Genomic DNA, 22,448 nt, shown 5'->3' with positions numbered 1-22,448 from the left:
AGGCCGTGCCTGCAGGCCCTGCCCTGCTCATCACCCCGTTCAACGATCCTCTGGCCGGAATAACCCGCAAGATCGCGCCGGCAATGGCCTGTGGCTGTCCCGCAATCGTCAAACCATCCTCGCTGTCACACCTCACCGCAGCAAAACTGTTCGCGTGTATTGACAAGGCCGGGCTCGGCGATGTGCTCGGCTTGGTGAACCACACCGATCGATCCGCTCTCGACAGGCTCGTGCGTGATCCCGCGTTCCGTGTACTAAGCTTCACCGGATCGACCAGTACCGGTAAAGCACTCGCCGCGGCGGCGGCGGGAAGCCTCAAGCGCCTCGTCCTCGAACTCGGCGGTAACAATCCGTTTCTGGTGATCGAGGGCGCTGACGTGCAACGTGCGGCAGACGACGCGGTCGCCCGCAAGCTGCGCGCCGCCGGGCAAGCCTGCTCGGCGCAGAACCGGATCTACGTCATCGAGAGCCTTCATGCTGCATTCCGCGAGGCCTTGTTCGCCCGGCTGTCGCAGGTCACATATGGTGCGTCCGACTCGGGCGTCACAATGGGACCCGTGCGCACACACCAGGCAGTGGAGTCCCTGCGCGCGCTGGTAGCTGAGAGCGCGAGATCAGGCGCTGTCCACAGCTTCGGCACTCCCGGCGCCATAGCAGCGGCCTGCGCCTTTCCGCCAACGGTCGTTGAGAACGATGCTGCGCTCTGCTCGCATGAAGCTTTCGGTCCGCTGATGTCGCTCACATCCGTGCCTGACCAGACGGCGGCCTTCGCCACCGCCGCAAGGGAAACCCAGGCACTTGCCTGCTACGTCTATGGCGAGCCGCGCCTGGAGGAGATCGCCATGCTGCGGTTTGGCTCAATCGGCGTCAACACCACCAGGATTCAGGGCCCCGATGTACCAACCGGAGGCTTCGGCACGGCAGGCATCGGCCGCGAAGGCGGACGGTGGGGTCTCGAGGAATTCATCACCACCGTGAACCAGCGGTGGACTTAAGTGGAGCGAAACACGTGAGGGAACTGATCGTCACCGCCAACGCGCCTGCCTCCACCTCGCCGGTTTCGGTTGCAACACGGGGCAACGGGCTGGTCTTCGTTTCTGGGCAGATGCCACGCGACCCCTCGAGCGGGCACATCGTGGAAGGCGGGGAGGCGCAGGCGCGCCTTTCGATGCAGCATTGCCTCGAGATCCTGAGGGCGGCAGGCTCAGGGCCTTCGAAGGTCATGATGACCTGGGTCTATGTCACTGACCTGTCGGTCAAGCACGCTGTCAACACGGTCTTCCGCGAAACCTTTGGCGATCAGCCGCCGGCTCGCAATCTCGTCGAGGTACGCGATATCGGCGAGGGCGCGCTGGTCGAGATCTCCCTTATCGCGCTCGCCTGAAAGCCAGCCCCAGAATGCCCGCGGCTCGATCGATCTCGCCGTCGCTCACGGTGAGCGGCGGCACTAGGCCGATGACATGGCCATGCGTGCCGCACTCCCAGGTTATCAGCCCTTCACCAAGGGCCTTGGCGCGGATCGCTCGCGTCAGCTCCTGATCGGGATCGCCTGCGGGATCGGTGACGGCCACGCCGATCATCGCCCCCACGCCGGAGATCCCGCCGAAGCCAGGCAAATGCGCAGCCTCCGCCCCGATCGCTGCACGCATGCGTTCTCCGGCAGCCAGCGCCCGCGCCGGGTAGTCATGGCCGATGAGTTCTTCCAGAACAGCCAGCGATGCTGCTGCAGACACGGGATGCATCTGGAACGTCGAGGACTGTACGCCAGGCTTCCAACCCTGCAATATGTCCCGGCGGCCTGCGAGAATGGCGCCGGGAATGCCGCCACTTGCCGCTTTGCCGAGCACCAGCAGATCAGGAACGATGCCTGTCCGCGAGACTTCGTCGCTCCACTCAAAACCAAACAGGCGCCCGGTGCGGCCATAGCCGGTGAACACCTCATCCATGATCAGCAATGTTCCCGCCTTCTCCGTGGCCTTGCGAACAGCGTGGAGCCATCCAGGCGCAGGAACACGCATGCCGGCCGTCGCCTGCACCGGTTCGGCGATCACCGCTGCAACATCTCCCCGCGCCAGTTCCTCACCAAGGCGCGCCGTCAGATGGCTGGCGTTCTCAGCTGTCAGAGGATAGGGCAGATGAGTGGTGTCAGGGACAAGGGTCCCCAGCACGGCATTACTGCCCCTCGCATGCGAAAGCGCGAGCGAACCCAGGGTTCTGCCATGATAGGCCCCTTCGAAGGCGATGAAGCGGCGGCGCCCGGTTGCGTGGATCGCTGCCTTGAGCGCGGCCTCCACCGCCTCCGTGCCATTGGTCACGGGGTGAAACACGCCGAGTTCGGACGGCAATACGGAGGCCAGCCGCTCCATCAGCCTGATCTGCACCGGCGCATGGAAATGCGGCCCCAGATGGGTGACACCGGAGTCGAGTTGTTCCCGGATGGCGCGCATCACGGCGGGGTGGCCATGGCCAAGCACCGTCGTGCCCGAACCGCAGGCGAAATCGAGGTAATGCCTGCCCTGCGTATCGGTCAGCCAGGTTCCAGCCCCCGACACGAAGAGCGGCGGCGTTCTGCTAAGCGCGAAGGATTTCGTGCCGGTCGACAGATGCAGGCCCAGCGCGTGATGCAGGTGCTGCGTTTCGAACTCCGGAACAAGCGGCGCGAACAACCTCCCCAGTCCAGGCTTGCTGGGCCGCATGCCGGCAAGGCTGCAGGCATGCCAGACGAGTGCGGCCGTGGCCGGAACCGCGGGCTTTCCAGCAGCCATTTCAAGGTCAGGCAGCATGCCGGCAGTGCGTATCCCGCAGCCGAACAAGGCGATGGCCTCTGCCTCCCTGTGGTCGGCCTTCAGGGCCAGATCGCGCCAGGCCCAGGCGTCGCGCGAGGCGATCTCATGCTCGTCCGTGAGGCTTTCCCGTTCGACGGCCACAACTTCGAAGCCATGCGCCTCGAGAAAGGCAATGCCCGCATCCGTCACCTCCCGGTCATAGGGAGAGGTGACCGCGATGCGCCTGGCGTTGAGGTGCCTCAGCGCGGCCACCATGGCGGTCGCAGGTGTTGTGGCGTGTGGGGCGCCTGCGGCTTCGGCCAAGGCCGCGGCTTGCGCCTCATCCCCGCCGATACCCTTGATGAAAGAGCCCGCATGGTCGCCCAGCGCCACGACATCGGGCCGCAGGGGCCGCATGAGCCGGGCCGCCGCGATCATCGGGCCGAGTTCCGCGGAAGCGAGGAACGTTTCCCGGTCAAGGCCGTGCCCCTCCAGGGTTCCGGGATAACGCGTCGTCAGCCACGAGACGCCAGGTGGCACATAGGCCCAGAACTCATCGTCGTTCAGCCCGTCATTGGGCCAGATGAAGGCGATCCGCTGCGGTCTCGTCACTCTCAGCCCCTCTCAGTGTCCCAGAATATTGTCAAGGAACTGCCTCAGCCGCGGGTGCGATGGATTGTCGAAGAACTCCCGCGGCGGCGCACCTGCAACGATGCGGCCCTTGTCCATGAAGACGATGCGGTCGGCCGCACGCCGAGCAAATCCCATCTCGTGGGTCACCACGATCATGCTCATGCCTTGCTGGCCCAGTTCAAGCATCACGTCGAGCACTTCCTTGATCATCTCGGGGTCGAGCGCGGATGTCGGCTCGTCGAACAGCATCAAGACGGGCTCCATCGCCAGCGCGCGGGCGATGGCCACGCGCTGCTGCTGGCCGCCCGAAAGCTGCGATGGAAGCTTGCTCGCCTGGTCGGAGAGCTTCACCCGCTCAAGAAGCGCCATGGCCCTTTCCACGGCTTCCGCGCGGGACATGCCCTTCAGGCGCCGCGGGCCGATGGTGATGTTGTCGATCACCGGGAGATGCGGAAACAGGTTGAACTGCTGGAACACCATGCCGACCCGCCGCCTGAGGGCGATCAGTTCAGCACCGCTGGTGCCCACCTCCTCGCCCTCGATGGCGATCGATCCAAGTTCCGGCTCCTCGAGGCGGTTGATGCAGCGGATGAGCGTGGACTTTCCGGAGCCCGAAGGTCCGCAGACGACGAGCTTTTCCCCACGGCGCAGGTCGAGGTCGACGTTGTCCAGCGCCTTGAAGGCCCCATAGCTCTTGGTGATGCCTCTCATGGCGAGAAGCGCATTCGGATCAGTGTGCAAGGCGGCGCTCCAGGGCTCTCGACAGGGCAGACAGGCATCCCACGATGATCAGGTAGAGGACGGCCATCTGTATGATGATTTCGACGACGATGAACGTCTCGAAGATCAGGCCCTGGCCGACGTGACTTATTTCATTCACGGAGATGACCGACAGAAGGGCCGAGGCCTTGATCACATTCGCGAGTTCGTTGGTGAGCGGCGGGAGGATGCGTTTCAGCGCTTGCGGAAACAGGATTTCGAGATAGGCCCGCCAGACCGGAAATCCAAGCGCCAGGGCGGCCTCCTTCTGGCCGCGGCCAAGGCTCTCGATGGAGGAGCGCACGATGTCGACGGCATAGACTGCACCCACAACCGTCAGCGCGGTAACCCCCGTCCAGAAGCCGCTGAACGTCAGACCGATGGCCGGAAGCGCGAAATAGACGAAGGCGATGACGACAAGAGGCGGAACACCGCGCACAGCCTCAACCAGCACCGAGACTGCAAACCGCAACGGCCAGGGCCCGATCATGCGAGCGATGGCAAGCGGCGGCGCGATCACGCAGGCGAATGCCAGCGACAGTATGCTGATCTCCACCGTGACAACGGCCGCCTTCAGCAAGGGCGGCATCACCTCCAGAAAGGATGTCAGGCTCAGGCTCATCGCTGCTCCGCCAGCCCGCCGGAGGCCGAGAAGCGCCCCTCGATGCGCTGGGCGATTATGACAAGCGTATAGACGAAAACGAAGTACCAGAAGCCCTCGACGATGAGAACTTCGACGAAGCGGAAATTGGCCGAGATAATCGCCTCCGATGCCTTGTGCAATTCATAGAGTGTGATGACCGAGAGGACGGAGGACGCCTTGATGAGTTGCGAGAGCTCGTTCATCACCGGCCCCGCCATGCGGCGTGCTGCCTGGGGCAGGATGAAGGTCAGAAGCGACTGCGACCGGTTGAACCCGATCGCCGCCGCAGCCTCCCACTGGCCCCGCGGCACCGAATTGACCCCTGCGCGGGCAATTTCGATCTGATAGCCCGCCGAATTAAACACCAGCGCCAGCACACCCATCCAGAACAGCGGGAGCTTCAGCCCGGTCATGGGAAGCAGGAAATATACAGCGAAGATCTGGATCAGGATCGGGGTGCCGCGCACCACGAAGACGTAGAGATCGAGAATGCGGGCCGCGATAGACCCGTCCGTGAGCGTGGCCCGCAGCATGCCAAGTCCAAGCCCAATCGGCGTTGCGATCAGCAGCGCCGTCAAGGAAAGCGCGATGGTCAGTCCCAGTGGCGGGATAAGCCGCACCAAGACATCGAACATGAAGACCGGATCCATCTTTTTGCTTGCTGTCGAGCCAGTCCCCGCCGCCATGACGGCGGCGGGGTAAATCGGCCGACCTTACCAGGCCGGAGCCTTGTCGGGCAGGGCCTCGACGAAGGACTGGCCGAACCACTTCATCTGGAGGTCATTGAGCAGGCCGTTCTTCTTAGACTCGAGGATGAAGGCGTCGAAGGCCGCGCGCAGGTCTTCGTCTTCCTTGCGGAAGGCCGCCGCCGTCCACTCACCGCCGAACTTGCCGTCGCAGTTCCACGACATGGCCTTGAGATCGGGGTTGGCCTTCTGGCCTTCCAGAAGCGACACGATGGTGGAGGCATATCCGGCGATGCGGCCGGACTTCATGGCCTCATAGGCAAGTGCGTCGTTATCAAAGGTCTGGATCTCGCCGTCGAAGGCGATGCCGGCGGCGGCGGCGCAGTCCTGCAACATCTTGATCTGCGGCGTACCATTGCCGGCGGCGACGGCCTTGCCGTTCAGGCCTTTGAAGTCGGTAGGCCCGCCATCCTTCTTCATCATGAGGCCAGACGCGGCATCCATGTAGGGCACCGAGAAGTTGACCTTCTCGAAGCGCTTCTGCGTGGCGGTCATGCCGCCCTGAATCATGTCGAAGTCACCATTGTAGAGCGACTGGATCACCGTGGACCAGTTGGTGTCGATGGGCACGGCCTTAACGCCGAGCGACTTGGCGAAGGCATCGGCCAGGTCGATGTCGTAGCCGACGATGTTGTTGTTCTCGTCGCGGAACTCGAAGGGCCTGTACTGCGCTTCGAGGCCGTATTTGATTTCACCCTTGGCCTTGATGTCGTCGAGCTTTCCGGCCGAGGCCGGAGCGGCGATTGACAGCGCCAGGCCTGCGGCGATCGCGAGTGACCATAGTAACTTCATGTTTCCCTCCCTTCAGGGGTTACGTTCATTATGTCCCAGACTTCTTGCCTGTTCTTCGAGCCGGCCGAAGTCTGGCCGCGGCCGGCGAAGCTCATCGTCTTGTTCGAACAGAGCCTCGAGCGTCACCGCGGCATCCGCGAGGAATGCGTCGTGATGCAGGCGCCCGACGATCTGGATGCCGAATGGAAGACCGTCACTACCCTTGCCGCAGGGAATGACCACCGCGGGGTTTCCCATCAGCGTCACGCCATAGGCAATCGCCTCCCAGCGCAGGTAGTTCGCCATTTTCTGGCCATTGATTTCCTTCGGCCACTCCGCCTCGTGCCGGAAAGGATGGACGGAGGCGGCCGGCGTCACGAGCATGTCCCAGTCCTCAAAGAAAGCCTGGCTGCGGCGATGGATACGGGAATGTTCGCCGGTCGCCCAGGCGACCTCGCCGATCTCCACCTTCAGCCCGCGCTCGACCTCGAACTGCACGTTGGGCGCCAGCGCGCTCTTGTCCCGGTCGTAGATCTCTTTGAAGTCATGGACGAACTCGAGACTACGCATGGCCGCCAGAACCCTGTCGACAGTGGCAAGATCGGGGCACGCGTCGCCGATGGTGCGGAACCAGTGGCCAAACCGCCCGAGCTTTGCGCGGAAGTCGCGCCGCACGCCATTGTCCATCGGAGCAAAGCCGAGGTCCTCCGAGACCGCAACTTTCAGCCTAGACAGGTCCACGGGCCGCGCGGGCCCGCCCCACTGCGGATCAGTCGCAAAGCTTAGCGGATCGAAGCTTTCCTGGCTCGCCATGGCGGCGAGCAGCAGGCGTGCGTCTTTTGCCTCCCGTCCCATCGGCCCTTCGACGTTGAAGGGAGAGAAGCCAAAGGCGCGGCGCTCATTGGCGACTGTTCCCGCCGAGGGACGAATTCCGGTGATGCCGTTGAAGGATGCCGGGGTGCGCAGACTGCCCGCGAAGTCGGAGCCCATGGCAAGGGGAACCAGCCCCGCTGCCAGCGCCACCGCCGTTCCCCCGGACGAGCCCGCCGACGTGTAACGCACGTCATGCGGATTACACGTCGTGCCCCACAGCGGATTGGAACTCGTCGCGCCAAAGCCAAGCTCGGGAATATTGGTCTTGCCCGCGACGATGGCGCCCTGCCGCTTCAGACGGGCAACTATGAACTCGTCCTCTGCCGCGACATTGGTCTTATAGAGATGCGAACCATAGGTGGTAGCGAGGCCCGCGACGTCGTTCATGTCCTTGATGCCGATCGGCAGCCCGTGCAGGCGGCCTAGCTCATCGCCCCGCATCACCGCCTCTTCCGCCGCCCGGGCTTCGCGAAGCGCCTGCTCGGGACGCATGTCGCAGAAGGCCACCAGCAGCGGATTGAGCCTCTCGATCCGGCCCAGGCAATGGCGCATCAGCTCGACCGGCGAGAGTTTCCGCGCTCCAATCAGACGCCGGAGTTCGACAGCGGACAATGCGTGGATTTCAGCCATGGGCTCCAGACGACCTTGATCTACGTCGATTGTTGATTGTTAACAATATGGATGTCAAGGGGGAAGCGACTGGAGATACTGCAATACCCTTCGGAGTGATGGCCGTGAGTTCATGGAGGGTCTTTCAAAGCGCCAAAGGTTTGAGCTGGTCGTTACAAACTACAAACCGCTGATGTATCTCGAACTTATCCACGCCAGGCAACGGACACATTCAGGTTTTCGCTGTGCTGACAGGCTCAACAACCTCCTAAAGCCAACATAGATTTCGGCCACTTGTTTGAGTCAATACGTATCCCTGAACCGTTTATGAGGGGACGAGCCCATCGACTGTTCAGATTCGATACGGAACCCTTCCGCATGCCGCTTGGACTAACCAAAGCACGGCGACAACCAACATAAAATAGTCATTTTAATCAATAGCTTATTGCCGCCGTACTTATTCCGCGCAGTCATGAGGTTCGGAGAATATCGGGCAAAGAGAGACCAAAATCGACCGACCCGCTATTCCGGCAGTCAGGAGCTTTTCGCAGAGAAGCCCGGAAATACTGGCGATTTTGAGCGCTCGGAATCCAAGGAGAGAGATTTGTCCAAGGGCTAATACCAACGGTCATTGGGTCTGACCGACATGAGCCCATTGGCGCATTCCGATTGAGGTGATGGTCTCTGGTTTGGCGATGAGCTTCTGCCAGGCGTCGCATGCAGCCTCGATGATCTCGACGTAAGTTTCGAAGACGCGGTTGGAGAGCCAGTTGGCACGAAGGTACTGCCAGATGTTTTCGACGGGATTGAGTTCGGGCGCACGCGAAGGCAGAAAAATTGGCGTGATGTTATCGGGCACGTCGAGTTTGCTCGTTGTGTGCCATCCGGCCCGGTCGAGAAGCAGAACGGCGTGGGCACCCCTGGCGACATGGCGGGAGATCTCATTGAGATGCATCTGCATGGCCTCAGTGTCGGCATATGGCACGGCAATCGCTGCGCCAGTTCCACGTGCCGGACATATGGCGCCAAAGAGATAGGCATTCTCATAGCGCTGATCGGCCGGTTGGCGGGGCCTCGATCCACGCCTGCTCCATTGGCGGACGATGCCATTCTTCTGACCGATGCGGGCCTCGTCCTGGAACCATAGCTGCCACGCGCGCCAAGAGATCTCTCCGCGTCTCTTGGTCGGGAAAGCCGACCCCCTTGATTCCAGCACCGAAAGAATCCCGGACATGAACCCAAGCCTAAGTTTTGGGCGCCATCACAAGCTCGCGGGCATTGTACAGGTTGGATGACAGAGCCTCTCGCGCACCGGATGGAAGATGCAAAGTACGGCAGTTAGGCAATAGGAAAACCAAGCTATTTCAGAGGCCTATCGCCGCCGTACTTTTTCCGGGCAGTCAGGAGGTTTGGAGAATGTGTGGCCGAGAGAGACGAAATTCGGCCTCATGGCCAATCCGACAGTCAGGAGCTTTTCGCAAAGAAGCACGCAAATACTGGGGATTTTCGACCGTCAGATTTCGGCGAGAGAGATTTGCCGAAGGGCTAGATGGCGGAGAGGGAGGTGCTGGGGACGAACTGTCCGGGCGGGGAGAAACGAAGTATATGGGGTGATTGCGGAAATTGCCCCTTAGGCTCGTTTACGAAGGATTGCGCTTCTTCCCGCCAGGTAGAGACTGCGGCTCTTGTCTCCTTCTGGGGCGATCTGAATCCTGGTAGTCAGAGCCCCCGTCTGAGGCAGCTTCCGTTTACAGGGTCCTCATAAAACTGGGCGTAGCGTTTGCTCGCAAGACTGGGTGTCTCTTGACAGGCGTCACTTCAATGAAAGACTTGGGTTTCTGCGTGTGGGTACGCGCTCGAGCCATGTCGCATACTCCCCGGTCTGACTACGCTGGTGTAGGTCGAACAGCGCGAGCACCGGCTGCTCTGCCCAATCAATCCTCAGTGTCAGTGGCGGACGATTATCAGATACGATCAGCAAGGCGGCCGATTGCAGACCCCGAACATCACCTCCAGCGGCCTCGCCAGCAGCAAGGGCTGCTAGCAAGCGAGCGCTAAGGCCACCCGCTGCGGCAAGATAAGCGTCACGAAGGGCCTCGAGGACATCTCCGCTCGAAAGTAGATTGCCTACCACGACCAATTCGTCTTGCTCAATCGAGCCGTGCCACTCTGTGTTTTGTCGGCCAGTATGACTGGCCACATGACCACGCCGGTCCAACGCAGCCAACTGCCGCCATTCGTTGCCGGAGTCAGCTCCAGTCACATGAGCTACCGCGTCTGCAGCAGACATGCCATCCCGCATGAGTTCTAGGGTGTCCTCGCCCCACATCGTTGAGGGGGCAGCTCCTTGGGACGCGGTCATGCCCGCGCGGGAGTCGCCCCGAAGCACCCATCCGCCCACGCAGAGGCTGCCAGTCGCCGATGCACCGCCAAGAGCACCCGTCTCGGGATCACGGGCAAGAATCGAAAAAGTCACGAAGCACCTTTCTGATGTTTTCGAGAGTTTATCATGAAAAATTTGACGCTGGCAAATTATAATGATAAATTATTCCGCAGCTGATAATGGAAGGAGCCTCTGCATGACGTTGCCCATGATCTCCCGCCGCAACCTTGGACGCTTGTCCGCTGCGCTTGCGGCCCTCACGCTAACCCAACACGCATGGGCGGAAACGCCGCCAAATGTGCTCGTCGTCGGGCAGGTTGCGGAGCCTCAATCCCTCGATCCCCATGCAGTGACGGCGGTCAATGACTTCCGTATCCTGATGAACGTCTATGATGGCTTGGTCCGGTACCGCTCGGGAACTTTGGAAGTGGAACCTGCCCTGGCCAAGAACTGGGACATCACCGACGGAGGAAAGACCTATACCTTCCAACTGCGCGAGGGGATATCGTTTCATGATGGGAGCCCACTCGACGCCGAGGCGGTAGTTTTCAATTTCGAGCGGATGCTGAAGGAAGACCACCCCTACCACAAGACCGGTCCATTTCCGCTCTCTTTCTTCTTCTCGGCCGTTTCGAAGGTTGAAGCCCTGGACCCAAGGACAGTGCGCTTCACACTGAAAGAGCCTTACGCACCATTCCTGTCCAATCTGGCCTATCCGACCGGGCTAATTGTCTCTCCGGCAGCGGTCATGAAGCACGGTGCCGACTTCGGCCGAACCCCCTCTGGTACAGGCCCGTTCCGCTTCGCGGAATGGGTCTCGAACGAGCGGGTGGTTGTGACCCGGAATGACGCCTACTGGGGCCCGAAAGCCGCCTCCGAGACCATCGTCTTCCGCCCGATCACCGACCCCAACACACGAGTGGCCGAGATGCTCTCCGGTGGCATTGACATCATGGTCGAAGTGCCTCCCGTTTCATTGTCGCAATTCAAGGGTGGCAGCTATACGATAGTGGAGCAGGCAGGCCCTCATGTATGGTTCTTGATCCTGAACGCGAAGGAGGGTCCCTTCGCTGACGTCCGCGTGCGCCAAGCTGCGAACTATGCCATCAACAAGGAGGCGATTGCGAACAACGTTCTCGAGGGGACTGCCACCGTCGCCGCCGGCCCAACGCCGCCAGCCTTCTCATGGGCTTACAATTCTGACCTGAAGCCCTATCCCTATGATCCGGATCGAGCCCGCGCCCTGATCAAGGAAGCCGGGGCGGAAGGTGCGAAGCTGACCTTCTACGTTACGGAAGGCGGCTCGGGAATGCTGGACCCCGTGGCCATGGGCACCGCAATACAGGCAGACCTCGCGGCCGTCGGCTTCGACGTGAAGATCGAAACCTACGAATGGAATACGTTTCTTGGGCGGGTCAACCCGGGATTGGCCGGCAAGGCCGACATGGCACAGATGGCATGGATGACCAATGATCCAGATACTCTGCCCTTCCTCGCACTCAGAACCGATGCTTGGCCGGAAAAGGGCGGCTTCAACTCTGGCTACTACTCCAATCCGGAGGTGGACAAACTGCTGGAGGCAGCCCGCGCTTCCACCAGTCAAGACGAACGTGCCAAGCTCTATCGCGATATGCAGTCGATCGTGCAGTCGGATGCGCCATGGGTGTTCATCGCCAACTGGAAGCAAAACGCCGTCACCTCCGCGCGCGTCAGGAATTTCGGGCTCGAGCCATCATTCTTCCTGCTGCTCTCCGGTGTCTCGAAGGCCTGAGATCTCAATCGATCGGGCCCGGGGAGGCTGAGGCGCCTCCCCGCTCGCCTTCCGGCTGGCACTCGAATGCTTGACAGAACCCCGGCCGGCCCCCGAGGCTTATCCTCCGGCCAGCCTGTTGGAGCCCGCGCGCATGGGCGTATATATCCTCAAACGTCTCGTTTCGGCATTTCCGGTCCTGGCCGGCATCTCCATCATCGTGTTCGTGGTTCTGTCCCTGATTCCCGGCGACCCGGCAACGGCGATCCTCGGTTCCTATGCGACCCCGGAGAATGTCGAAAGGCTCAACCGCTACCTTGGTCTGGACGCTCCGCTCTGGCAGAGATACTTCATCTGGCTGCTGAACTTGCTGCACGGAGATCTCGGCCGCTCCTATGCGCTGAACCGCCCCGTTCTGGACGAAATCCTTGACCGTTTCTCAGCAACACTGGTCCTGGCAGGCACCGCCTTCGTCATCTGCTCGGTGATGGGCATCGTCGCAGGGGTCATCTCAGCCTCCAGGCAGTACAGCCTTGCGGATACAGCCGTCACGTTCGCCGTCATCCTTGGGATATCGGTTCCTTCATTCTTCCTCGGCATGATGATGATCCTGCTCTTCGCCGTGTCGCTACAGTGGTTGCCGGCATCGGGAATGTACTCGAGCTGGGGAACGGGGGGAGTTGCAGACCTCTTGCGTCACCTCCTCATGCCATCGCTCGTGCTTTCTTTCGTCGCAACGGGTGTCATCGCACGCTTTACCCGCAGCGCGATGCTCGAGGTTCTCCGCCAGGACTTCATCCGCACAGCCCGCGCCAAGGGCGTGCACGAAAGCGGGGTGGTGTGGCGGCACGCTCTCAAAGCGGCCATGGTGAGCGTGATCCCGCTTCTCGGCATACAGGCAGGGTTTGTGTTGTCCGGGTCCGTCTACATCGAGATGGTCTTTCAATGGCCGGGACTTGGCCGGATGTTGATCGATGCCATCCTCAAACGGGACATTCTCCTTGTGCAGGGCGGCGTGATCTTCGTTGCCGCCTGCTACGTGCTGTTCAACATCATCGTAGATATCGTCCAGAGCGTCCTGGATCCGAGGATCCGCTCGTGAAGCAGTTTCTTCGCCTATTGGGCCGCAATCGTCTTGCTGTATTCGGGGCGGCCATCCTCTTTCTCATTGTCTTTGCAGCGTTGATCACCCCTCTCCTCCCCCTCCATCCGCCAAATGAGACCGACACGGCCAATCGCTTCCTGCGCCCACTCTCCGAGCACTATCCGCTTGGCACTGACCACCTTGGACGAGATATCCTGTCGCGGCTTCTGTGGGGAACGCGCCTCTCGCTTGCGGTTGGTTTGGCAGCAGCCATGATTGCAGCCATTCTGGGGGCCGCAATTGGCCTTGTTGCCGGCTTCCTGGGCGGTCAGATCGACAATGCCTTCATGCGGACAGTCGACATGCTGATGGCCTTTCCCTACATCCTGCTCGCCCTAGCGATCGTCGCGGTCCTCGGCCCCGGTCTGGTAAATGCACTCATCGCCGTCGCCATCGTCAACATCCCCTTCTTTGCCCGGAATATCAGAGGAGTCACAAAATCGATCTCGCACCGCGAATTCATCGACGCGGCGCGGCTGAGCGGCATGAGCACCGCCCGGATCATGATATCCGAGGTCTTCCCGAACGTCTTTCCCATGGCCGTCATCGCCATATCCACGACCTTTGGATGGATGATTCTGGAAACAGCGGGGCTTTCCTTCCTGGGCCTCGGCAGCCAGCCTCCACAAGCCGATCTCGGCTCGATGCTGGGAGAAGCGCGGTCGGCGATCATCACCGCGCCACATACCTCACTGGCCCCCGGCATCATGATCCTGCTGATTGTGATGTCGGTCAATCTTCTTGGCGATGGCATCCGCGACGCCCTCGATCCCAGACTGCGGACGGGTCCACTTTCCCGGCCCCTGCCCCTCACCCGCCACGACCGGAAGTGCGTACCGCCGACTACGGGCAGGGCGTTGCTGACGGTCGATTCACTCGTAACCGAATTCGCTTCAGAAGGCCGGTCCTACCGCGCGGTAAATCAGGTCTCGCTGCAACTAGAGCCGGGAGAATGTCTTGGGCTCATTGGTGAAAGCGGATCCGGCAAGACGGTAACTGCGCTTTCGATCATGGGTCTGGTGGCATCTCCTCCCGGCATCATAACCGGAGGAGCGATCAGGCTAGATGGCCAGGATCTCATCGGCGCTCCATATGGATTGCTTCGCAGCCTTCGCGGCAAACGCGTATCCTATGTTTTCCAGGACCCACTATCCACGCTCCATCCGCTTTACCGGATCGGCGATCAGCTGATCGAGGCTATCCGCGTGCACGCGCCGGTCGGCAGGGCCGAAGCCAGCAGCAGGGCGCTGAAGCTACTCGCAGACGTGAACATCCCCAATCCTGAAACACGGGCCCAGGCATTCCCACATGAGCTTTCCGGTGGAATGCGCCAGAGGGTCTCCATTGCCATGGCATTGGCGAATGACCCTGACATCATCATTGCTGACGAACCGACGACCGCGCTCGATGTAACGATCCAGGCGCAGATTCTCGGGCTTCTCGCCGCACTCCGCAAGTCGCGCCAGCTGTCGGTATTGTTCATCACGCATGACTTTGGCGTGGTGGAGCAGCTTTGTGACCGGGTTGCGATCATGTATGCCGGCCAGATCGTCGAGACCGGCGCCACTGCGGACATCCTGTCATCACCCTGGCATCCCTACACAAGGCGTCTCATTGCATGCGTGCCGAACCTCGGGAGCACAAGCCGGTCATTCCAGGCAATCCCTGGCTTGCCTCCTGCGCTGGCAAGCCTTCCGCAAGGCTGCACCTTCGCACCCAGGTGCGATAAAGTCCGCGACCCCTGCCGCACCGGCTCCATACCACTCGCTGGCAAGGAAAGAGCCGTGCGATGCCTGTTTCCGGAGAACCTGTGATGCCGGTGGCGGTGCGCGTGACGGGGCTGTCGAAGCGCTATCAGGCGAGCGGAGGTTTCCTTCTTTCGCCACGAGCGGTTGTTCATGCACTGCAGCCCCTGTCACTTGACGTCGCGCAGGGCGAAACACTCGGGATCGTCGGAGAATCGGGTTGCGGGAAAAGCACCCTCGCCCGCATGCTGGCTGGGCTGCTGGCGCCGTCCTCGGGACACATTGAGTTTCATGGCAAGCCACTGAACGCGATTGCTTCGAGGAAACTTGGCATGACCGTGCAATATGTCTTCCAGGATCCGCTTTCCAGCCTCAATCCGAGAAAGACCATTCGCCAGGTCCTGGAGGCGCCGCTGCGCTTTCTCCATTGTCTGGAGGATGCTGCGATCTCAGCGAGGATCGCAGGCCTGCTTAACTCGGTAAATCTCGACCAGGGTGTATTGACGCGGTACCCTCACGAGTTCTCAGGTGGCCAGGCGCAGAGGATAGTCATCGCCAGAGCACTTGCAGCCGATCCCCAGGTTCTAGTGCTGGATGAACCTGTCTCTGCCCTTGACGTCTCAGTCCAGGCGCAGGTTCTCAATCTCCTGTCGTCACTGAAGTCACGCATGGACCTGACCTATCTCTTTATCAGTCATGACCTTGCGGTGATCGAAGCGGTCAGCGACAGGATCGCCGTGCTGTATTTCGGCCATCTTGTCGAATTGGGGCTTTCACGGGCGGTTCTTGCACGTCCGCTTCATCCATATACAAAGCTGCTGTCCGACAGCGCGCCGAAATCTGGCCGGCGCATCCCATCTGCCCGGGCGGATGAACTGCCGGACCCGTTAAATCCCCCGCCAGGCTGCCCTTTTTCGCGGCGCTGTCCATCAGCCACAGACTTATGCCATAGGAAAATGCCCATTATTCGTGAATTGGAGAAAGATCGTGCCGTCGCGTGCCATCATCCGCTCATCCACTGAACGCCTGACGCGCCCGCAGCAAGTCGCTGAGGCCATAAAGCAGTGGGTCATGGACAATGGCTGGCAGCCGGGAGACCGGCTTCCCTCGGAAGCCGAACTCATCACCCGCTTCAGCATGGCCAAGGGAACCATTCGGGAAGCCGTACGCATCCTTGAGGCCCAGGGACTCGTGAAGTCGCGCACGGGCCCCGGTGGCGGGGTTTTCATTCATCAGGTTTCAGAGGAACGCGCGACCGCGCTATTGGCAAACTACTTCTACTTTCAGCAGCTATCCATCGACGACATCTACCAGATCAGGGAAGCGCTGGAACCTGAGCTTGCGGCATCACTTGCAGGCAAGTTGACCGAGGAGCAACTTGCCTCTCTGGAGGCGGTCATGACGCAGTACGCCACACCTGCACGAAACGTCGAAGAGGAGCGCGCACATCACATAGCCTCCTTAAGATTTCATGCCGTTCTTGCCGAGATGTCCGGAAACGCCCTCTTGCGCTTCCTCATCCGTTTCACGGCTAACATGCTGGCAGACCTTACGGTTTCCAGACGTCTCTATGTCAAGACCAGCCGGAAGCTCTGGGCGTCCGGATCCGATTATCAGGCCAGGTTGATAAGAGCGCTCAGGTCAGGAAACCCACGCGCTGCAAAGACCATATTGCTTGCCCACATGCGCAATGCCCACGAACTCATGCTTCTTCAGGAGGCCGGAGTTACTCAGAAATTCCTTCCTGAGTCCGACATTATCTGAGAGTTGAGCGGATCAGTGTTTGAGCGACTACCGTCCAACATGACAACACGATGGACGATGGACTATGAAGACGTTAGAACTGTACACGCTGCGCAGCCAGGAAGAAGATGTCACCAGTTCCAACGGAACTCCATCAGCAACGTGAACCGAATTGTCCTACTGTTATCTAGGCAAGTTGTCGCTCTGCGACATGGGCCAAGATAGATGCGCCAAGCGGTAAGACCTCCTCATCGAAGACATAGGCCGGACTGTGGAGAGGCATGGTCCCGGCATGACTTAACCAACCATAAGCTCCTGGAACCTCGCGTAGCATGTCGGCAAAGTCTTCAGCCCCACCAGTGAGACGTTCATTATCATGAACGTGACCCGTTCCGAGGATTTCACACGCAGCAGCGAGCAGAGCATCGGCAGGTGCCACACAGTTTATGAGCACATCGGCTGTTTCACGAAACTGGATATCGATGCATACCTCATGCGCGGCTGCAAATCCGGTACAGATACTTTCTACTCGCGATTGAGCCAGATCTCGAACCTCACGCGAGAAATATCGTAACGTTCCACCCAACTGCGCGGCGTCGGGCAGCACGTTGTATGCAGAGCCTGCGGAAATCTTTGTGACAGACAGGACGCATGGGTCATCAGGCGCGACACTACGACTTACAACAGACTGCAGATGCTGGACCAGAGAAGTCGCTATGTAAATCACATCCTTCGATTTATCCGGCATGGCGGCATGACCGCCCTTACCCCTCACGATAACATCGAAGAATGAAGCACCAGCCATCATTGGCCCCTTGCGAAGTCCGAACTTGCCTCGATTGCCATCTGGCTTGTTATGAAGGCCATAGATCTCATCACAGGGAAAGCGCTTGAAGAGTCCCTCAGCCAGCATCTTCCGTGCGCCGCCCAATCCCTCTTCGGCCGGCTGAAAGATAAGGACAACACTTCCTTTGAAGTTACGCTTCTCAGCAAGATACTGGGCTGCGCCCAGAAGCATGGTAGTGTGACCATCATGGCCGCAGGCATGCATCACACCATCATTCTGTGATGCATGTCCTAGGCCAGTCACTTCCTGGATCGGGAGCGCATCCATATCGGCTCGCAAACCAATCCGGCGGTTATGGCCACCTTTTCCATGAATGATACCGACAACTCCCGTTCCACCAACGCCGCTCTCGACTTCGTCCACCCCAAAAGCGCGAAGTCGCTCAGCAACTATTCTTGACGTCCGGTGCTCCTCAAACCCCAATTCTGGATGAGAGTGGAAGTCACGAAACAGATCTATCATTTGCTGGGCATTCTTCTGAATTGCCTCAATGACCGGCATCCGCGTCTTTCCTAGCCAAGTTAATCTTGTGCATTGTGTCCGAGATTTGTTTGTAGGGCTAGACCTCGCCGTCCTCAGCCGCAGGCTTCCGGGTAACTTGCCATGACCGGCCACCAAGGCGTCAACTCCAGAGTAGACTTAGGCCACGGGGCCGCGCAAGAATAGACCATCTCGCCCGTGGAGAAGAGGCCGGCAAGAGGGGCATCGGCCAGTCAGCCGCGCCCACAGGAGGCTGACGGGTAACCGGATATTGTGGGCAGTTCTCGTAGGAAAGTCCTTGCCCGATTCCGGAAACGACTTTCCGGTGCAATGTGGTAATGATCTCTGCAGGGGACCCGGACCCACGAAGCGCGGGGACCGCGGGAGAAGCTGCACGGCGGGGCGGATCGAGCGCGGCGGTGGGAATGGCGGCGAACCCGTCCGGAGCCCATCAGACCAGACTGAGATTTCGCTGGCCGGGCATGGCCGGGGTTCCGGTCATGTCATCCGGGGTGCGCGCGGGTTCTGCGGCGCTGCCGGCACGCCCCTTCCCCTGCTATGATAAGGCTGCAACTGGCTCAGTCTCGTCCGCCTCCGGCGCCGGCGCCGCCGGATCGACCAGCTTCGACGCCGTGACCAGCGCGACGGCGAGCTCCTGCCGGGCGACATCGCGCTGGGCGGTGAGCGTAGCGATCTGAGCGTTGAGCGCGCTTACCTGAGCCTCAAGGCTGGTGACGGTGAACATCATCCTTGCCTTGAGAGTGTCGAGTTCGGTCCCGGTGATACCGAGACTGGTGAGGGTGGCGAGGAGTTCGGGCTTCAAGTTCATGCGCGGATTATCCTCCTATATTACCAAGCAGCAACAGCGCCACCAGCGCCGCTTGTGGAAAGGCCGGAAACGGAGACTGTAACAGAGCCAACAGTATTGCCGCTCGCTACGCCCGCTCGTCCAAGAATTGCGCCTAGTTCTGCGTTTTCCGTAGCTCCGGTCCAAACAAGGTTAGACGCCCCGCTACCACCAGAAATTGCGGCAGCGATGTAAATGCCGCCATTAGGAACTGTTATAGCCGGAAATGATGCAGCAGTAGTCGATGACACATTAAAAGATTTTGTATTTGATGGAGTAGCAGATGTGCTGCCTAAGCTTACTGTGTAAACAAACATTGGGTAAGCGCCTACACTAGCAGCTGTTGTATTAACTATGGTCGCGGTAGTTCCTGTTGTTACAACAAGGCCGTAGATATAAACGCCTCGTCCAGAAACAGGATTTGCTGATACCAATGTCATGGCATTGCCAGCGACAGTCGCACCAGTCGAAAGTGTAGTATACGGTATTGTAACAACAAGCACGACAAGGCGATTAGACGCTGCTGTCCCAATAGGAGCATTGGTGTAAGTTTTCGTTGTTGAAGACCCAGTGATGGCGGCTGACCCTCGATAAGTAACAGTACGGGCAGCGGATGCCTTTCCCGGCAGCATCGCCATCGTGAGAGGCATCCCAAGCAGCATGTGCTTGGAGAACTCCAGGTTCTCGGCCTTTACAATAGCGGGCTTCGGGAGGACGAGTTTCGGTGTTTCCGGCACAATGAGGCCGGAAGCGAGCATCGCGGCGAGCGTTGGTTTCAAGATCATGCGACAATATCTCCGATCAAATACCACTCGTTCGTCGCCTTCTTCCAAAGTGTGGCAGCCGACCACTGGCCCGCGAGCTTGAGCCTGGAACCCGAAGAGCGGATCGTCAGACCGGCCCCGCCGACCGTGACCTGGCCTGCACCGATCTGAACGATGTCGACACGGGTATTGACCGGGAAGGCTACGCTCGCTTCCGTGGGGATGTTGAGCGTAATCGCCGCAGCATTGTTTAGGGTCACAAGTTTTCCGGCGTCGGGGAGAACCAGCGTATAGCTTGTGCCGGTCTGGGCATTCTCGGGGATGGTCTTGATCGTTGCGGACACGTTGCCGGTCGTCGCGATCTGCGCGCTGTCAGCATAGGCCGCTGCAGACGGTGCGGTCGGTGTGCCAGTGAAGGCCGGAGAAGCAAGCCCTGCCTTGGCATCAAGCGAACTCTGGAGGTTGGTAACATCCGAGATCACGTGGCCGTGAGACGTATTTGGCCGACGGTGCGGTACATCTCCATGATCTTCGGATTGTCGGCAGAGCCCTTCAGCTCCTTTGTGCCGAGATAGCTGCGGGCAATGGTCATGTGGGTCATGGGCAAAAGCCTCCTTGTTCCGGCAAGCGCCAGAATATCGACCATCTCACGATCACCACCCGGTTTGCGCAGCATGTGGTCTTGCAACTGCTTGAAGCCAGGCGGCAATTCCAGAAAGGGCGCACCATTCCGAAGGGCGCCGGGCTTGCGTTGAACGACCGCCAGATAGTGCCGCCAGTCATAAACCGTCCGTGGCGGCCGGTGGTGACTGCGTTCGATGATCCGTGGATGTTCGCAAAGGATATTGCCCTCGGCCGCCACGACCAGCCGGTCTGGATAGACCCGCAGGCTGACTGGACGGTTCGCAAAGGACGCCGGAACGCTGTAGCGATTGCGCTCGAAGCTGATCAGACAGGTGGGCGAGACGCGCTTGCTCAACTCGATGAAGCCGTCAAAGGCGACAGGCAGCTGCATGAGGGAGGCCTGCTCCTCAGCCCATACATCGGCAATTGTGCCAGGCAGCGTGCCATGAGCCGTCTCTCGCCACAGTTCCAGGCAACGCCGCTCCAGCCACGTATTCAACGCCTGAAGATCTGGGAAGTCCGGCATTCCCTGCAATATCTGGTGGCGCGAATCCCGAACGTTCTTCTCGACCTGGCCCTTCTCCCAACCTGCCGCCGGATTGCAGAACTCGGGCTCATAGACATAGTGGTTCGTCATCGCGAGGAAGCGCATGTTGATCTGCCGCTCCTTGCCGCGGCCCACACGATCCACTGCGGTCTTCATGTTGTCGTAAATACCCCGTGTGGGGACGCCGCCAAGGACCCGGAACCCGTGCCAATGGGCATCGAACAGCATCTCGTGGGTCTGCAACGGATAGGCGCGCAGCAGGAAGGCCCGACTGTGCGCGAGTTTCATATGCGCCATCTGCAGCTTCACCCGCTCGCCGCCAAGTACTGCAAAGTCCTCGCTCCAGTCGAACTGGAAGGCCTCCCCCGGGCGGAAAGACAGCGGAACAAAGGTCCCGCGTCCGGTGGTCTGCTGCTCACGCTGACGATCTGTCCGCCACCCCCGCGCAAAAGCCGCCACCCGGCCATAAGAGCCGGTGAAGCCAAGCGCCACCAGATCGCCGTGCAACTGCTTCAGGGTCCTACGCTCTTTGCGCGACTTCCCGGCCTCGGTCTTCAACCAGCCGGCCAATTTCTCCGCCAAGGGGTCAAGCTTGCTCGGCCGTTCTGGTGTGGCGAAAATCGGCTCGATCGTGTTCGCCGCAAGGTGCCTCGTCACCGTATTCCGCGACAGCCCCGTGCGCCGCGAGATCTCTCGGATCGACAATTTCTGCCGCAAATGCATCCGGCGGATGATGTTCAAAAGTCCCATGTGGATCACTCCGTTGCCCCCGCCGCTCAATGCTTCAGGGGAAGGTTCACATGGCTCAGTTCTCAGTGGAAATTAGGCACCCAGTCGGCTCAGTTCTCGCTGAAAAACAACAATCGGGATGCATAGGAGCGGGACTTCTGCTGTGGCAGGGGCTTTAAATCAGGCCGGTGCAGCTCTTCCCCGGAGGACCACTGGAGCTAGATTTGATAATGAGCTTGGTTTTTTCGAACCGGCGAAGCTCGTGGAATTCCACGATTTATTGTTCAAATTTGCTGGGAGTTCTTGGGCTGACCCTTCAAACGAAATAACGAAGTATATGCAAAAAAATTACTCGTATATTGCGAGTGAATGGAGAAAAACTATTCGTGATGAATACGAGACTTGTAATCTCCTTCTCATAAAGGATCCCAGAATCAGCCGTTTTGCTGATTTTTTCGCGGAAGCAATTGCCGAGTTGGGTATTTTACCAAAATTTGTAATTGTGGTAAGAAATCCTCTGGAAGTTGCGAGGTCGCTAAACAAGAGAAATTCTTTCAGCATAGCCCACTCATTTGCTCTTTGGTTGCGTCATTACCTCGATGCGGAATTGAGCACCCAGAGATTTGCGAGGTGTTTTGTCTTTTATCCTTCGTTGATAGAAGACATTTCGTTGTTTATGAGAACAATTTCGCGTTGCGTTGATGTGCCGCTAGATTGGGATGTCAAAATAGGCGCCCTCTTGGAGGGTGTGTCTATAAGGAAATCGCTTAGACACCATGTTTGTAGCGATGCTGAATTATTTGACTATGATTGCGAGGAGTTATCACGTCTGCCTCTGTTGCTGAAGTTGACTTGTGAGGCATATCTTGTCTTGAAGCACTATTCCAATTTGGATGAGATCTACGCGATAGGGGAACTGACTAGCCCGGATTATTCGTCTGGGCGATGATCTTGGGTTGGCGGATGTAGCGTAATTCGTTGATTTGGTGTAGGAATTCGTTGTCGAGACGATTGCCTGCAGCCGTGTCAACAAAGGCAACACCCGC

At 59.6% G+C, this 22,448-nt stretch carries 18 protein-coding genes and 2 pseudogenes; 7 read left to right on the top strand and 13 right to left on the bottom strand.

Annotated elements, in window-relative coordinates:
- Both ACILRA_RS05480 and ACILRA_RS05475 read left to right on the top strand, forming a co-directional pair.
- The coding region (locus tag ACILRA_RS05480; protein WP_395661084.1) for an aldehyde dehydrogenase family protein at window positions 1-995 on the top strand (995 nt) is incomplete at its 5' end.
- Between the two features lie 14 nt (window positions 996-1,009).
- Entirely contained in the window at window positions 1,010-1,384 is a 375-nt protein-coding gene (locus ACILRA_RS05475; RefSeq protein WP_395661083.1) for a RidA family protein, read from the top strand.
- Here ACILRA_RS05475 and ACILRA_RS05470 read toward each other — a convergent pair.
- From ACILRA_RS05470 to ACILRA_RS05435, 8 genes and pseudogenes are all read right to left on the bottom strand, one after another.
- Window positions 1,368-3,377 carry an aminotransferase class III-fold pyridoxal phosphate-dependent enzyme gene (locus ACILRA_RS05470; RefSeq protein WP_395661082.1) on the bottom strand — a complete coding sequence of 670 codons (2,010 nt, stop codon included), beginning with the start codon at window positions 3,375-3,377 and terminating at the stop codon, window positions 1,368-1,370. The genes ACILRA_RS05475 and ACILRA_RS05470 overlap by 17 nt on opposite strands.
- Before the next feature lie 12 nt (window positions 3,378-3,389).
- A complete protein-coding gene (locus ACILRA_RS05465; RefSeq protein WP_395661085.1) occupies window positions 3,390-4,109 on the bottom strand; it encodes an amino acid ABC transporter ATP-binding protein in 720 nt (239 codons plus the stop codon).
- Between the two features lie 19 nt (window positions 4,110-4,128).
- Window positions 4,129-4,779: an amino acid ABC transporter permease gene (locus tag ACILRA_RS05460; protein ID WP_395661081.1), complete on the bottom strand. Its 651-nt coding sequence runs from the start codon at window positions 4,777-4,779 to the stop codon at window positions 4,129-4,131.
- Window positions 4,776-5,435: an amino acid ABC transporter permease gene (locus tag ACILRA_RS05455; RefSeq protein ID WP_395661080.1), complete on the bottom strand. Its 660-nt coding sequence runs from the start codon at window positions 5,433-5,435 to the stop codon at window positions 4,776-4,778. The genes ACILRA_RS05460 and ACILRA_RS05455 overlap by 4 nt, the downstream gene beginning before the upstream one ends.
- A 78-nt stretch (window positions 5,436-5,513) precedes the next feature.
- Window positions 5,514-6,338, bottom strand: coding sequence for a transporter substrate-binding domain-containing protein (locus ACILRA_RS05450; RefSeq protein ID WP_395661079.1), 825 nt, complete (start codon window positions 6,336-6,338; stop codon window positions 5,514-5,516).
- A 12-nt stretch (window positions 6,339-6,350) separates the two neighbouring features.
- Window positions 6,351-7,820 (bottom strand): amidase, encoded by a 1,470-nt coding sequence (locus ACILRA_RS05445; RefSeq protein ID WP_395661078.1) that lies wholly within the window; start codon window positions 7,818-7,820, stop codon window positions 6,351-6,353.
- 607 nt (window positions 7,821-8,427) lie between these two features.
- Window positions 8,428-8,949, bottom strand: a pseudogene (locus ACILRA_RS05440) (IS630 family transposase); the annotation flags it as partial.
- Window positions 8,950-9,612: 663 nt separating this feature from the next.
- Window positions 9,613-10,275, bottom strand: a complete 663-nt coding sequence (locus ACILRA_RS05435) for a DUF1028 domain-containing protein (protein WP_395661077.1) — start codon at window positions 10,273-10,275, stop codon at window positions 9,613-9,615.
- Window positions 10,276-10,378: 103 nt separating this feature from the next.
- Between ACILRA_RS05435 and ACILRA_RS05430 the strand changes: the two genes are divergently transcribed.
- The 5 genes from ACILRA_RS05430 to ACILRA_RS05410 all read left to right on the top strand — a co-directional run bounded on the left by ACILRA_RS05430 (window position 10,379) and on the right by ACILRA_RS05410 (window position 16,585).
- On the top strand, window positions 10,379-11,953 hold the full coding sequence (locus ACILRA_RS05430; protein WP_395661076.1) for an ABC transporter substrate-binding protein: 1,575 nt from the start codon (window positions 10,379-10,381) through the stop codon (window positions 11,951-11,953).
- Window positions 11,954-12,086: 133 nt separating this feature from the next.
- Window positions 12,087-13,034: an ABC transporter permease gene (locus tag ACILRA_RS05425; RefSeq protein WP_395661075.1), complete on the top strand. Its 948-nt coding sequence runs from the start codon at window positions 12,087-12,089 to the stop codon at window positions 13,032-13,034.
- On the top strand, window positions 13,031-14,890 hold the full coding sequence (locus ACILRA_RS05420; protein WP_395661074.1) for a dipeptide/oligopeptide/nickel ABC transporter permease/ATP-binding protein: 1,860 nt from the start codon (window positions 13,031-13,033) through the stop codon (window positions 14,888-14,890). The genes ACILRA_RS05425 and ACILRA_RS05420 overlap by 4 nt, the downstream gene beginning before the upstream one ends.
- A complete protein-coding gene (locus ACILRA_RS05415) occupies window positions 14,866-15,843 on the top strand; it encodes an oligopeptide/dipeptide ABC transporter ATP-binding protein (protein ID WP_395661073.1) in 978 nt (325 codons plus the stop codon). The genes ACILRA_RS05420 and ACILRA_RS05415 overlap by 25 nt, the downstream gene beginning before the upstream one ends.
- Window positions 15,809-16,585 (top strand): FadR/GntR family transcriptional regulator, encoded by a 777-nt coding sequence (locus ACILRA_RS05410; protein ID WP_395661072.1) that lies wholly within the window; start codon window positions 15,809-15,811, stop codon window positions 16,583-16,585. Before ACILRA_RS05415 ends, ACILRA_RS05410 begins: the two co-directional genes overlap by 35 nt.
- Window positions 16,586-16,751: 166 nt before the next feature.
- Here ACILRA_RS05410 and ACILRA_RS05405 read toward each other — a convergent pair whose 3' ends face one another.
- The 5 genes and pseudogenes from ACILRA_RS05405 to istA all read right to left on the bottom strand — a co-directional run.
- Window positions 16,752-17,912, bottom strand: a complete 1,161-nt coding sequence (locus tag ACILRA_RS05405) for an amidohydrolase (protein ID WP_395661071.1) — start codon at window positions 17,910-17,912, stop codon at window positions 16,752-16,754.
- Between the two features lie 535 nt (window positions 17,913-18,447).
- Window positions 18,448-18,720, bottom strand: coding sequence for a hypothetical protein (locus ACILRA_RS05400; RefSeq protein ID WP_395661070.1), 273 nt, complete (start codon window positions 18,718-18,720; stop codon window positions 18,448-18,450).
- Window positions 18,721-18,740: 20 nt separating this feature from the next.
- Complete coding sequence (locus ACILRA_RS05395; RefSeq protein ID WP_395661069.1) at window positions 18,741-19,523, bottom strand: hypothetical protein; 783 nt, start codon at window positions 19,521-19,523, stop codon at window positions 18,741-18,743.
- A complete protein-coding gene (locus ACILRA_RS05390; protein ID WP_395661068.1) occupies window positions 19,520-19,984 on the bottom strand; it encodes a hypothetical protein in 465 nt (154 codons plus the stop codon). Before ACILRA_RS05390 ends, ACILRA_RS05395 begins: the two co-directional genes overlap by 4 nt.
- A 143-nt stretch (window positions 19,985-20,127) precedes the next feature.
- Window positions 20,128-21,423: pseudogene (gene istA / locus ACILRA_RS05385) on the bottom strand (IS21 family transposase); the annotation flags it as partial.
- Between the last annotated feature and the right edge of the window lie 1,025 nt (window positions 21,424-22,448).

Source organism: Aestuariivirga sp., assembly GCF_044239095.1.
In the GTDB taxonomy this organism is placed as follows: domain Bacteria; phylum Pseudomonadota; class Alphaproteobacteria; order Rhizobiales; family Aestuariivirgaceae; genus Aestuariivirga.
Note: the sequence above shows the minus strand (reverse complement) of the source record. Positions and strands in the feature narration are given on the sequence as shown.

Coding starts and splice junctions, on each gene's coding strand:
- ACILRA_RS05430 (WP_395661076.1), top strand. CDS start 10,379: ATGACGTTGCCCATGATCTCCCGCCGCAACCTTGGACGCTTGTCCGCT.
- ACILRA_RS05465 (WP_395661085.1), bottom strand. CDS start 4,109: ATGAGAGGCATCACCAAGAGCTATGGGGCCTTCAAGGCGCTGGACAAC.
- ACILRA_RS05425 (WP_395661075.1), top strand. CDS start 12,087: ATGGGCGTATATATCCTCAAACGTCTCGTTTCGGCATTTCCGGTCCTG.
- ACILRA_RS05445 (WP_395661078.1), bottom strand. CDS start 7,820: ATGGCTGAAATCCACGCATTGTCCGCTGTCGAACTCCGGCGTCTGATT.
- ACILRA_RS05400 (WP_395661070.1), bottom strand. CDS start 18,720: ATGAACTTGAAGCCCGAACTCCTCGCCACCCTCACCAGTCTCGGTATC.
- ACILRA_RS05395 (WP_395661069.1), bottom strand. CDS start 19,523: ATGATCTTGAAACCAACGCTCGCCGCGATGCTCGCTTCCGGCCTCATT.
- ACILRA_RS05450 (WP_395661079.1), bottom strand. CDS start 6,338: ATGAAGTTACTATGGTCACTCGCGATCGCCGCAGGCCTGGCGCTGTCA.
- ACILRA_RS05455 (WP_395661080.1), bottom strand. CDS start 5,435: ATGTTCGATGTCTTGGTGCGGCTTATCCCGCCACTGGGACTGACCATC.
- ACILRA_RS05405 (WP_395661071.1), bottom strand. CDS start 17,912: ATGCCGGTCATTGAGGCAATTCAGAAGAATGCCCAGCAAATGATAGAT.
- ACILRA_RS05460 (WP_395661081.1), bottom strand. CDS start 4,779: ATGAGCCTGAGCCTGACATCCTTTCTGGAGGTGATGCCGCCCTTGCTG.
- ACILRA_RS05415 (WP_395661073.1), top strand. CDS start 14,866: ATGCCTGTTTCCGGAGAACCTGTGATGCCGGTGGCGGTGCGCGTGACG.